Raw genomic sequence first — 12,225 nt, forward strand, 5'->3', positions numbered from 1 at the left:
GTTCTTTAATCTGCTAAAAAGAATCATGGCCTTTAAACTAATGTATCAAAAGAATCAATGATCAGCTATTAACTCGCTATCAATTGAATAAATCTTATTCTGCCCTTCCAATTGAGAACCCAACGCCTCATCTACCGTCTTATAAGCGTCAGAACTGTTACCTTTTTTAGAGAGAATCATTCCTTTCAGCTTAAGGCATTTTCCCTGCCAATAGGGATCGCTGTCCAGTAAAATATAAGCCTTATCAATAATACCCTCTGCAGTTTTCAGATCATTTTGACGGTAATAAATTAAAGCCCCAACATAATTCAGTTTTCCATCCATTGAATCTTCATCGGTTAGGAGATCTAATCCCTCCCCAATCAAATCCTGTGCCTCATCGTATTTTCCAAGGTAACACAAGGTTAAGGATAGTTCAAAAATGACATTTTTTAAGGAAGCCGGAGACTGATCCTTTTCCATCATTCTGTAGCTTCTGATAAGTACTGTGTAAGACTGGTGAAACCTTCTCAATGAACGGTAGGCAATCCCCATATTGACGAGGCATCCGATGATTCGTTGATGACTCACTTCATCTTCATTTCCCTGAAAAAGTGTAAGAGCCGCCTCATCCGATTTTAATGCCGCTTCATGGTTTCCCAAATACATCTCCGACAATCCTTTAAGCATATAGAATTCCCCGCTGAGAAGGGCAGCTCTGGTGTCTTTCATTATTTTTATTGCCTGATCAATCACATCGAGCGCCCTGCCAAACTCTTTTCTTCGGGAATAACAATAAGCCAGATTAAAGTACAGTCGAAGTTGAAGCAAGGGATCTATTTTCAATTGTTTCGTCTGAGTCAAAATTTCCCCGTATAAGGCATTTTCAATAGCCTGTACATAATTTTTAGTATAACGATAGGCTTCGGCGAGTTGACAATGCGTTTCTATCAGCTCCTGCATATAGTCAGGTGTTAAATATAACAAGGCCTCTTCGAGGGATTGAATGGCGTTAGTAAAGTCCTCCCGTTCGAGAGCGATCGCACCTTGTTCCTTTAGAACAAGTCCGCGGGAGAAAACATTGTTCTCCGTTAACTTAGCCGTCTCTGATAAAAGTTTCTCTGCCTCATTCAGCTTCTTCGCCTCAAGAAGTGCATGACAAACCGATATTCTTTTCTTGATGATTTCATCACTGATTATCACTTTTTCTTCATGCTTATTACTCGAATCATCATCTACTAGGTTCTTAACGGGGACGCCTAGTTTATCCGCAATTAACTGCAGCGTTTTTAGTGATGGAACGCTCCTCCCACTTTCGATCAAACTAATCATGCTTCTGCTTAAACCCGGTCCAGCCAATTCCTGTTGTGTTAACCCTAATCCTTTTCGGATACGTTTAATATTTTGGATATACTCCATGTCTCTAACTCCTATTCTGTGTTCAATGTTTTATTATATATTTTTTAATATTTACTTAGCATCTTATCTATAATCTATTATTGACATAATAGTAAAATGTGAGTACAGTCAATTATATCAAATATAGTTAACAAATAAGGAGAGATTGTTTTGAAAAAATTAATTTTTTCCCTATTGTTACTCTTACTCGTTGCTGTTAGTGTTATAAGCGTAACTGATCAAGCATCGGTAGCAGATCCTGTGTGGCCTGGTGGTCCCGCAATCAGTTCTTTGTAATGAGTCAAAGCCGACAAAAAGCAAATTTGTACCGCACACATCAGTATTATTCATAGAAGTTGATCAATATATTTTTACCAATTTTTTGACACCTCAAAGTTTGAAGGTGTCTTTTTGTTTGATCAATATAAATTTCCAACACTGATATGGATGATTAAATCTATCATTATTATAGACTTTTCTCTGTTACATCCTGCTGTTCTAAAACAACACAATTTACGAAAACATCCAAATCATTTTTTAAATCTGTACAGATCATTGTAACATTCCCTGAAAGATATTAGAAAAAAATGAATTAAAATTCATACTGGCTTAGTCAGCATAAGTCAAAAAATTGCATGGACCACTTTTCGTTTCCTTATCCACCTCGGATCACGGAAGCAATAGCCGGAATCAGTTTGATTATTCCAACCGGTAAGAAAATAGGTGACTTAAAAAAAGTATTGACACGCACGGTATGGTTGCTTATTATTAATAGCAACAATTGAATCAGCAGAATTTCTTATCCAGAGTGGCGGAGGGACTGGCCCTATGAAGCCCGACAACCAGCACTTTTCAATGTGTATGGTGTCAATTCCAGGAGCGCAGCGATGCGCTCAAAAGATGAGAAGAAACAGGAACGGGCCTCTCATCTTCTGCGGCTTGTTTTTTTTTCGTTCCATAATCAAAAGGAGGGTGAACGGAAAATACACCAAAAAAGAAATCGGTTTTCAGATTTTCAATTAAATGATCGATAGGTCAGTAGGAAAGACATCGGAGGAACTTGTTAAAACCTCCCATGAAAAAAGAATCAAAACGATCCGAATTGAAAAAAATAAAAAACCAGCTGAGCTGGCCGTTTTCGTTAGGCTCTCTTTAAATTCATTGTTGATTTTGCCACTCCGTTGATTGGAGCGGAAGGCGCGAGACTCCTGCTGGATCAGCGAACCAAGTGAGACCCCGCAGCGAGGGTCCCGAGCGAGGAGGCTCACGGATTGCCCGCGGAAAGCGAGCGCCTGGAGCTGAAAAACAACGGACAAGTTTAACAAAGCCTTTCGTTAAAAAACAGCCTGACAGGAATGGCGGATTTATTTATTAGGCAAATCATATTAAAATTATATGTATAACAGGGTATTATACATAATCGAAGGGGAGTATCGTATATGTCAAAAGTTTCCGCATTTCTAAGGAAGAAACCTTTAATTGCATCTTTGATGATTCTTTTGTTAGTGCTTACCGCAGGATGTTCCGGATCAAATAATGCCTCTCAAAACACAGGCAAGAATCAAGTGGTAAAAGGGGGAACGTTCGTTTACGGCCGCCCCGCTCCCGTCACTTCGTTTGACGAGTACAGTGAGATTACGTCAAACAATGCCTTTGCGATCGACAAAGTTTTTGAACCACTGGTCGCATTTAACAAGGATGGAAAAATCGGCAATTGGCTGGCAAAGTCGCACAGTATAAGCAAGGATGGATTAACTTATACGTTTGTTTTACGCGATGGACTGAAGTTCTCAAATGGGACTGATGTGACTGCCAAGGATGCGGCTTTTTCAATTCAGCAACATTTAATTGATAAAGGGCCGCTCGCCATATCGGCACAGGTCGCTTCCATTAAGGCCAAAGATAATAAAACCCTTGTGATTACACTTAAAGAGCCCTATACGCCATTTCTTTCAGAGCTCGCAAACTTTTCCAACGGCATACTTCCAAATAATTTTGGCGGCGTCTCTGAGAAGCAATTCTTTAAAAAACCTATTGGCACAGGTCCCTTCGTTGTTCAAAAATGGGATCCGGCCGGTGATCTTACCTTCGTTAAAAACAAATACTACTGGCAGAAAGGCAAGCCCTATATCGACAAACTCGTCTACAAATTGATCGAAGATGACAGCCAGGCGATTAACCAGCTCAAAGCGGGTGAGGTTAATGCGATTGAATCATTGCCTCTCGAAAATGCCAATGAATTAAAGCAAAACGCTGGTACTGGTGTGTTAACCAGCGGCAGTTGGTCTATAGAGCAGTTGTTCTTTAATACTCTAGATAAGCATTTTTCCGACGTACATGTTCGCCGTGCACTCGCGCTTGCAATTGACCGCCCGGCACTGACAAAGGCGCTTACCTTTGGTTATGCAGAGCCTGCAAATTCGCTATTGCCACCTGCCATTCTCTACAATACAAATAAGACAATCAAAGCACTCAACTTTGATACGAACGCGGCCAAAAAAGAACTTGCAAAATCAGCGTATCCTCATGGATTCTCAACGAATTTGTTGATTGCGTCCGGAAACAGCACAACCGCGCATCTGGCACAGATTCTTCAACAAGCTGGGAAAACGATTGGCATCAACATCAATATTGAATCGATAGAGCTGGCCTCGTTCCGTGACCGTTTCTTTGCCTATAACTTCTCAACAATGATCAACGGTGGACAGGCGGATTATCCGGACGCGGATTCGATTCTCGCTTTTCAAACAGACCCGAAAGGTTTCAGCAAGTCATACTGGACCCACTACACCAATAATAATGTGACGAAGCTCCTGTATGAAGGTCAAAAAACGCCAGATGGACCAGCGCGCGCAAAAATTTACGCCAATCTCCAGCAAATTCTTGCGGACGAAGTACCCTATATACCTCTTTATTATCCTGATGTTCTGATCGGTGTCCGTTCATCAGTCAAGGGCTTGGTTGTACTTCCCAATGGCAGTGTTCGCTTCGATAGCGTTCAAATCACAAAATGATTAAATTATCAGCAACGGGCGGACGATTTAAAAAGCTTTCCGGATTATCTGCCAAAATAGCACCATCACACAGATGGCTTGTACGCGCACTCATCAGGGCGGTATCAGTCGTCTTCTGTGTGGTTGTGGCGGTCTTTTTCATCATCCGGATCGTACCTGGAGACCCTGCCAAAATGATTTTGGGGCAATACGCTACGCCTCAAGCCATTGAAAGTATGCATCATCGACTCGGGCTCGATCTTCCTATTTGGGAGCAGTTTATTCGTTTTGTGCAAAATCTCGTGACCCACGGAGATACCGGCACTTCGATTGTTCTAGGGACTTCCACAAGAACACTGATTGCGGAACGTGCCCCCGTCACGCTGCTGCTCATCGCAATGGCCAGTCTTCTTGCAATCATCGTCTCGATTGTGCTGGCCACTGTTGCGGCGACACATAAAAACGGGGTGCTCGATCACTTGATACGCATCTTACCTACTGTTACCCTTGGCATGCCGATCTTTTGGGTTGGTTTGTTGCTGATTATTTTTCTCAGCGTGCGGCTACGGTGGTTTCCCGTCGGAGGAGTCGGTCAGGGCTTGGGGGGTATGTTATACAGTCTCATGCTGCCTGCAATCACGGTCGCATTTGCGCACATCCCTACCCTCGTCCGTTCTTTAAGGACGCAGATGTTGGAAGTACTGGAGTCGGACTTTGTAGTTACCTTGAAAGCTGCGGGAATCCCTAATCGGGTGATACTGGTGAAGCATGTATTGCGCAATTCCGCACTTCCCGCTCTGATGCTTCTTGGCGTCAACATCTCCTACCTGATTGGCGGCACATTGGTCGTAGAACAGGTTTTTGGCATCGAAGGTATCGGAAGCCTGCTTTTTTCAGCCATTTCCAATCGGGATTTCCCGATTATCCAGGGCATTGCTCTTTATTGCGCGATATCTGTGGAAATTATAAGCTTCCTGGTTGAGATTGCTTCCAGGTTCCTCGATCCAAGGACGAAGGGGGAACTATGAAAAGCATACAATTAGACACTCAGCTTCAAGAGAACAGGAAAGGCAAAAGCTTGCTGAAAAAGGTACTTAACACACCACCTCTTCTATGGGGAGGCATGATGTTTGCCCTTCTCATCGGGGTGGCCGTGTTTGCACCGGTAATCAGCCCTTATCAGCCTTCTCACCAAAATCTGTTCGCTATTTTGCAGCCCCCGTCAACCAAGCACTGGCTGGGAACGGATCAGCTGGGGCGTGATTTGTTTACACGGGTGATCTATGCCGCCCGAACCGATTTGTCGATCATGGTTTTGGCTGAAGTGATCCCTTTTTGTACCGGCGTGTTTCTCGGAATGCTGGCAGGCTATTACGGCAAATGGATCGACACGTTGATCACACTAATAACAGATACTCTGATTGCCTTCCCCTTCTATTTAATTGTCATTATCGTGGCATTTGCAAGTGGTGCGGGGCAAAAGGGCATCTACATTACATTTATCTTAGTGGGCTGGATTGTCTATGCGCGTGTCATCAAAGGCCTGAGCGCGTCGTTTCGCAAGCAAGAGTGGATCGCCGCCGCCCAAACCCTTGGGATCCCCGGGGTGAAAATCATCCTGCGGCACCTTTTGCCGAACGTGTTGCCGCAGGCAGTGGTCGTGCTTATGACGGATATGGTTGGGCTGCTTGTCGCCATTGTAACGCTGGGCTATCTCGGGATCGGCATTGCGCCGCCAACTCCGGATTGGGGAACGATGATATCTGACGGGCAGTCCTTCATTGCCACAGCGTGGTGGCTTTCGGCAGTTCCAGGATGTGCTGTTGTATACACGGGGATCGCTTTATCCCTTGTGGGTGACGGTTTAGCGGACATATGGAGGAGAAAATGATGGCACCCATTTTAGAAGTGGAAAAGCTATCGCTTGCGACGCGATCTAAAAAAAAATTAGTTTCAAATGTGAGCTTTACAATCGGCAGAGGCGAAAGTATGGGGCTGGTAGGCGAATCCGGATCCGGAAAATCGCTCACCTTGCGCTCCATCATCGGTCTGCTGCCACCCGGGATTGAACAAGTCAGTGCAAACATCCGTTGCAGTGGCAGATGCGCCATGATTTTTCAAGACCCCATAGGTGCCCTTGATCCGCTTTGTCCGGTCGTCGGACAGCTTGCCGAGGTTGTAGCTTACAATCAGAAAGTGAGTCGGAAGGCTTCGCGCAAAATAGCTTTTGAGTTGCTTGACATGCTCGGTCTTCCCGCTTCCTTAAAGCAAAAGGACCGTTACCCCCACCAGCTTTCCGGGGGCCAGTGCCAGCGTATTGTTATTGCTATGGCTTTAGCGTGCAAGCCGGATATACTCCTTTGTGATGAACCAACCACAGCGCTTGACGTTACGGTTCAACATCAAATACTGGAAATCATCACACGCCTTCAAAAGGAACTGGGATTTGCCATGGTGTTTGTCACGCACAATCTTGCCATTGTTTCGTCAATGTGTTCCAGACTTTGTGTGATGAAAGAGGGACAGATCATCGAACGGGGTGACACTTTAACCCTTTTACAAAATCCGCAAAATCCGTATACCCAGAGGCTTATAAGTTCTGTTCTTCCTGTCCCGGATTTTGAAAGAAGGCCCGTCTTATGAAAACATCACTGCAGATCGAAGATATAACGGTGACCTATGGAAATTTTACCGCACTGGACCATGTTAGCCTGGAACTGAAGCAAAACACCACACTCGGTCTTGTCGGAGAGTCCGGTTCCGGCAAGTCGACTCTTGCGAGAGTCATAGCGGGGTTGATTACTCCCGATGAGGGGCGGATTGTGCTGGATTCCCAGGTATTGGGCAAGAGACGAAGCCGGGAGCAGCATAAAATGATCCAATTGATTTTTCAAAATCCCGACTCGTCACTCAATCCAAGACATACGATCAGGCAAATACTCGCCGAACCGCTGCTTTTTCATAAAATCGTCAACCGTTCTCAAGTGGACAAGAGATGCAAGGAACTTCTTGCGCGTGTCCAGATTGACGAAAACTCCCTTGTCAGGTACCCTCATGAATTTTCCGGCGGACAGCTCCAGCGGATCGCCATTGCACGCGCATTAAGCGTTGAACCAAGCATCCTGATCGCGGATGAACCAACGAGCGCTTTGGACGTTTCGGTTCAGCTCAGTATTCTCGAGCTCTTAAATGCGCTCAAATCTGAGCTTAAGCTGACCATGCTTTTCATCTCTCATGATATGGGCGTGATCAACGCGATAAGCGATACGGTTGCTGTCATGCGGCAGGGAAAAATCGTCGAGATCAACCAAAAGGAGAAATTCTTTTCTCATCCGGAGACGGCGTATAGCTATGAGCTTTTGTCCGCCGTTCCAAAGATGGACACAATCCCGTCCGACAGGAGGTTTTTATGAGACAAAATAATGAAAACTTCTCACCTCTCACAAGACCAGAATTTGATACGCTCACAGGCTCGCTCTCCAGACTCCTGTCCACAACAAACCGTCCGGTCATCATACCTAGCGAGGCCATTTTGGGAATCGAGGCAATCGCAGCGGGCGTATCCGCGCCCGGTCGGACAATTTTAAACATTGTGACCGGTCCGTACGGGGCTATCTTCGGGAAATGGCTGGCACGCGGTGGAGCAGAGGTTGTCACTATCAGTACATCTTTTGATGAAGTGGTCATTGCAGATGAAGTGGCCGCGGCGGTTGATCGCTATCACCCGTGCGCGCTTGCTTTCGTTCAGGCGGAAGCGGTCACAGGTGGCTCCAACCCGGCCAGCAGCATCCTGCAGATTGCACGCCAATCAAACATCATCACCATTATGGATTCTGTTTCGGCAATTGGGGCAGAACCGGTACTCATGGACAAGTGGGGCATCGACTTTGTGGCAATAGGCGCGCAAAAAGCACTCTCCGGTCCCAATGGAATCAGCGCCGTGGGCGTTTCTGAACGCGGCTGGACGTTCCTGGCTGCTAATGGGAAAGCTCCGCGCGATTCAATTCTTTCGTTGCTTGATTTAAACCCGCATCATCGCGTGGCACGAGAACAGGTTCCGGCAAACATCCCTATTCTTGAAGCCAGGGCTCTTATAAAAACATTAGAACGTGTTGAACAAGAAGGTTTAGAAGCGATTAACCAGCGCCACGAATTAGCATCATCTGCTGCTATTGCCGGCATCGAAGCCTTGGGCCTCGAGCCATGGCAACGGAACAAAAAATGGTACTCACCGCTTGTTACGACTGTCCGGATCCCTCAAGGGAGCAATCTTAATATCGAACGCCCCGAAGGCATTGTCGCTCCCGGAGACGGGGAATTGCGTGATAAACTCTTGCGTATCAATCATTTCGGTGCGAACGCCAATCAGGAAAGCGTTGAGGAAGCCACGATCACGCTTGCAAAGCTGGCACATCGGGACCCTCATGATGCGCTTCTTGCAGAAAGATCAGTCTGGGAGAATGAAGATGGAGAATAAATTTCAAAAGAAGCGGACATTTAAAAATCTATTTATAGCAGGAATAGCTGAGCAACGATTTGATATAGAAATAAGCAATGGTCGTTTTTCATCCATCGCGGAGTCCACAGAACCGCACACGCAACATGATCATCCAAATGAGGATCTATGGATTAGCCCGGGTTTGATCGATCTTCATACGCATTTGGCATGGACCGATTTTGATCAGGCGGACCAGTTAAAGCGCGATAAACGCGAAATAGAAGTCTTGCAGGCGCAGGCCTTTGAGGCGACTTTTCAGGCCGGATTTACAACCGTGCGCGACGCGGGCGGACTGTTGCCAGATACTGCCCGGCGTATCAATCAGCACCTCAGACAGCCTTTAAGTGTTTATGCCTGCGGCGATATGCTTGGCGTTAAAAACGCCAAAGGTCCTGAACACCTGGAGCGGCTGGTCAGTGAGATAATAAATACCGGAGCAAAATGGATCAAGATACTTGCAACCGGGGGGCTTGGATCACCGACGGAAAAAGTGCTTGAACCGATTTTTACACAAGAAGAATTCTTCACCATCGTACGCAGTGCCCATGCACGAAACACGAAAGTAATGGTTCATACATGGGGTGGACCTACTTTGGACTGGGCGATTGACGCCGGTGCTGACTCCGTAGAGCACGGAATCTATTTGACTGAGGAGCAGGCGAGCCGGTTGGCGCAATCAGGGATATCTTTTATTCCAACCGCAACGATTTATCGAATTGTCGCAGACGCGTCCGACGTGCTTTCACTGGGCAAAGAAATTCGCGAGCGGGCAGCCCGCGCCGCCGAAGCGCATCCAAATGCTATTCGCTATGCCAAAGAAGCAGGTGTCCGGATCGCATTAGGTACGGATTTTTCCACGCCTGTCCTGCATGGACGCAACCTTGAAGAAATAGACACATTAATCGACTGTGGACTGACCCGCAAAGGGGCATGGCAATCCGCTACGGAGTCCGCCGCAGAGATTTTAGGATACGGGGATAAACTGGGGCGTATCGAAGAAGGCTTCACTGCTGACGCGGTCATTTTCAATACTGATCCCTATAAATCTCAAAACGCAAAAGCATTGCACCAAAGTATCGTATCCGTTATTAAAGGAGGGGCTGAATCAGATCTATCCTCGTGTTGATTGGCAATAACGATGTTTAACTACAAATAAAGTCATTTCAAAATTACAATAAAGTTGTTCCATCTTGCTGTTACGCTGTAAATATGAACTGCGAAACAGTGAATGATGTCTGGAACTCTAGATTATGCTAAAGCTTCGATCATTCGTGTTGAACTTCTTAAATTAGGTTGAACTTTAATCTGATTCGGTTGAACTTTCTCTTAATTAGGTTGAATTCGAATTTTGACCTTCAATTTTCTATTGCACTGTTTTCGTCAACTGTTCATTATGTGCCAATTGTTATCGATATTTTGAACAACTTTATCTCAAAATGGAACAGATTTACAACGTAGAAATGCGACTTCACGGCTTCATGATTAAACAACTTTATTGTTACTGCACACCTCGTCCGAGCAATTATAACCTGAACGGAGAGTTCAATCTCCGTAAGGCCTTTTGGTATTCCATAAACAGCATTTATAAGTGGGAAGGCTACCTTAGCTCCCCACTTTAAATTACTCTATTATGCCGGACTTCTGTGCTCAGGAATGCACCCTCTCCTCTCATATGTGACAGGCAGGAGGACATAACTCTGAGCCCTTCACACAAAACTCAGTCAATTTTCACGAATCCCTTCCGCAGGACTGATTCTCTCGGCAAGAAGATCGCCGATGATTCAGAGATTTATGATCCGAACATTTTACTCCGGTGTTGTGTTACCTGTGGTTCCCAGCAGGGCTTTTTTTACGTAACAATATAAGACCGGCTGCCGGGATTAAAGAGGTGCCATAGCCGCACTTGCTTTTGCACAACCCTCAAGCACCTCTAGCATTTGATGTTATGTCTTTCAAACAATGTCCATACTTGCTCTGCCATATATTGAGGTGAGTGCGGCATCTGATTCAGAATCCACCATTCCAAGGTCCCGACGAAGGCTGAGGCGATAAACTGTGTCGTAATTTGTTTATCCTGACCTTGATTGATGCCTTGCCTGTCCAGCTTCTTCTGAATGGCGGAAGTAAAGATCTGCAACATGCGATCCCGGAAAGCAGACGTTTTATGGCAGGCAAGCATCGATGAGAAGAAGAGGGCATGCTCTTCGAAATAAATAAATAGTGACTTCAGTGCTTCAATTGACTCATTCACATCCGCTTTGTTCTCGATAAAATTGAATACACTTGAATAAATCATGTGATCGATGGTATCCAGATTACCTGCGATACATTGATCCAGAAGATCATATTTATCCGTGTAGTGCAGATAAATGGTGCCCCGGTTGACATCAGCTCTTTCAGCAATATCATTGATCGTAATTTGATTGAATGATTTCTCTTGTAACAGCTCCAGAAATGCCCGATTTATGGCCGCTTTTGTTCTCCGGATCCGTCTGTCCGTGTTGGTTTGTGTCCCCATTTTTTAATCTTTCCTTTCACTAATGAACATTTTTCATGAAATTGTTGACTATCCAACACTCGCCTCGATATTGACGATTGCATCCCCTTTGTTTCCTCCTATAATGATAATCAACGACGGTTTAATAATCAACAAATGTTCAATAAATATCCGATGAAAACTGTTAAATCAAAGGAATCAAAAGAATTATCGATAAGAAAGGACAACCTGAAAATGAAAATACTTGATATCGTCGTTCATCCTCATTTGACCGAGTCAGTGGTCAACAAAGCATGGATGAATCGTTTAAAACAAGAAGAGAACATCACTGTTCACGATCTGTACGGCACGTATCCGGATGGAATCATTGACGTGGAAAAAGAGCAACAGCTTCTGCTCGCTCATGACCGGATTGTTTTCCAGTTCCCCATGTACTGGTACAGCAGCCCTTCGCTTCTCAAGCAATGGGAGGACGATGTTCTGACATATGGCTGGGCATACGGATCTAGAGGAACCCAATTGAGAGGAAAAGATTTCATTTTAGCGATATCCATAGGCGGGCCGGAATCGCAATATCAAGCAGGTGGATCCCATCATTTTACAATCAGTGAACTCACCAGGCCCTTCCAAGCGACTTCCAATCTAATAGGCACCCGCTTCCTCCCAATCTTTAAAAGATATGGTGTTCGTCTGCTTTCAGATGTGGGGCTTCAGAAAAGTGCGGAAGATCTAGTCACCTATCTTAATGCGGAACATTAATTTATAACGATCCTGGAGAAAAAAGAACAAACAAAAAGCTGTCGGTTCTTCCGGCAGTTTTTGTTTGTTCTTTGATAAAAGGGTCCCAAGAGGAAGGTAAG

Annotated in this window: 9 protein-coding genes, 1 pseudogene and 1 riboswitch; of the genes and pseudogenes, 8 read left to right on the forward strand and 2 right to left on the reverse strand. The window is 45.2% G+C overall.

Features of this window, described 5'->3' with window-relative positions; all coding sequences use genetic code 11:
- Positions 1 to 54 precede the first annotated feature (54 nt).
- On the reverse strand, positions 55 to 1,398 hold the full coding sequence (locus E4665_RS13625) for a helix-turn-helix domain-containing protein (protein ID WP_135349355.1): 1,344 nt from the start codon (positions 1,396 to 1,398) through the stop codon (positions 55 to 57).
- 775 nt (positions 1,399 to 2,173) lie between these two features.
- Positions 2,174 to 2,284: riboswitch (SAM riboswitch) on the forward strand.
- A 532-nt stretch (positions 2,285 to 2,816) separates the two neighbouring features.
- On the opposite strand from E4665_RS13625, the gene E4665_RS13630 reads away from it, so the two are divergent.
- From E4665_RS13630 to E4665_RS13660, 7 genes and pseudogenes are all read left to right on the forward strand, one after another.
- The gene (locus E4665_RS13630) at positions 2,817 to 4,391 is read left to right on the forward strand and encodes an ABC transporter substrate-binding protein (RefSeq protein WP_135349356.1); all 1,575 of its coding nucleotides are present in this window, start codon (positions 2,817 to 2,819) and stop codon (positions 4,389 to 4,391) included.
- Positions 4,388 to 5,398, forward strand: a complete 1,011-nt coding sequence (locus tag E4665_RS13635) for an ABC transporter permease (RefSeq protein ID WP_241654870.1) — start codon at positions 4,388 to 4,390, stop codon at positions 5,396 to 5,398. The genes E4665_RS13630 and E4665_RS13635 overlap by 4 nt, the downstream gene beginning before the upstream one ends.
- Positions 5,395 to 6,261, forward strand: a complete 867-nt coding sequence (locus tag E4665_RS13640) for an ABC transporter permease (RefSeq protein WP_135349357.1) — start codon at positions 5,395 to 5,397, stop codon at positions 6,259 to 6,261. Before E4665_RS13635 ends, E4665_RS13640 begins: the two co-directional genes overlap by 4 nt.
- The gene (locus E4665_RS13645; RefSeq protein WP_241654872.1) at positions 6,261 to 7,013 is read left to right on the forward strand and encodes an ABC transporter ATP-binding protein; all 753 of its coding nucleotides are present in this window, start codon (positions 6,261 to 6,263) and stop codon (positions 7,011 to 7,013) included. The genes E4665_RS13640 and E4665_RS13645 overlap by 1 nt, the downstream gene beginning before the upstream one ends.
- A gap of 86 nt (positions 7,014 to 7,099) precedes the next feature.
- Positions 7,100 to 7,783 (forward strand): annotated as a pseudogene (locus E4665_RS13650) (ABC transporter ATP-binding protein); the annotation flags it as partial.
- Positions 7,780 to 8,847 (forward strand): pyridoxal-phosphate-dependent aminotransferase family protein, encoded by a 1,068-nt coding sequence (locus tag E4665_RS13655; RefSeq protein WP_135349360.1) that lies wholly within the window; start codon positions 7,780 to 7,782, stop codon positions 8,845 to 8,847. The pseudogene E4665_RS13650 and the gene E4665_RS13655, both read left to right, overlap by 4 nt.
- A complete protein-coding gene (locus tag E4665_RS13660; RefSeq protein ID WP_135349361.1) occupies positions 8,837 to 9,994 on the forward strand; it encodes an amidohydrolase family protein in 1,158 nt (385 codons plus the stop codon). Before E4665_RS13655 ends, E4665_RS13660 begins: the two co-directional genes overlap by 11 nt.
- Positions 9,995 to 10,798: 804 nt before the next feature.
- Here the strand turns inward: E4665_RS13660 and E4665_RS13665 are convergent.
- A complete protein-coding gene (locus E4665_RS13665; protein WP_135349362.1) occupies positions 10,799 to 11,386 on the reverse strand; it encodes a TetR/AcrR family transcriptional regulator in 588 nt (195 codons plus the stop codon).
- 213 nt (positions 11,387 to 11,599) lie between these two features.
- Here E4665_RS13665 and E4665_RS13670 point away from each other — a divergent pair, with 213 nt between their 5' ends.
- The gene (locus E4665_RS13670) at positions 11,600 to 12,124 is read left to right on the forward strand and encodes an NAD(P)H-dependent oxidoreductase (RefSeq protein ID WP_135349363.1); all 525 of its coding nucleotides are present in this window, start codon (positions 11,600 to 11,602) and stop codon (positions 12,122 to 12,124) included.
- Positions 12,125 to 12,225: the final 101 nt, after the last annotated feature.

The sequence above is a fragment of the Sporolactobacillus shoreae genome (genome assembly GCF_004684935.1).
Lineage (GTDB): Bacteria > Bacillota > Bacilli > Bacillales > Sporolactobacillaceae > Sporolactobacillus > Sporolactobacillus shoreae.

What these genes read in the sequence shown, in the direction of transcription:
- E4665_RS13625 (WP_135349355.1), bottom strand. Translation starts at nt 1,398, where the DNA reads ATGGAGTATATCCAAAATATTAAACGTATCCGAAAAGGATTAGGGTTA.
- E4665_RS13630 (WP_135349356.1), top strand. Translation starts at nt 2,817, where the DNA reads ATGTCAAAAGTTTCCGCATTTCTAAGGAAGAAACCTTTAATTGCATCT.
- E4665_RS13635 (WP_241654870.1), top strand. Translation starts at nt 4,388, where the DNA reads ATGATTAAATTATCAGCAACGGGCGGACGATTTAAAAAGCTTTCCGGA.
- E4665_RS13640 (WP_135349357.1), top strand. Translation starts at nt 5,395, where the DNA reads ATGAAAAGCATACAATTAGACACTCAGCTTCAAGAGAACAGGAAAGGC.
- E4665_RS13645 (WP_241654872.1), top strand. Translation starts at nt 6,261, where the DNA reads ATGGCACCCATTTTAGAAGTGGAAAAGCTATCGCTTGCGACGCGATCT.
- E4665_RS13655 (WP_135349360.1), top strand. Translation starts at nt 7,780, where the DNA reads ATGAGACAAAATAATGAAAACTTCTCACCTCTCACAAGACCAGAATTT.
- E4665_RS13660 (WP_135349361.1), top strand. Translation starts at nt 8,837, where the DNA reads ATGGAGAATAAATTTCAAAAGAAGCGGACATTTAAAAATCTATTTATA.
- E4665_RS13665 (WP_135349362.1), bottom strand. Translation starts at nt 11,386, where the DNA reads ATGGGGACACAAACCAACACGGACAGACGGATCCGGAGAACAAAAGCG.
- E4665_RS13670 (WP_135349363.1), top strand. Translation starts at nt 11,600, where the DNA reads ATGAAAATACTTGATATCGTCGTTCATCCTCATTTGACCGAGTCAGTG.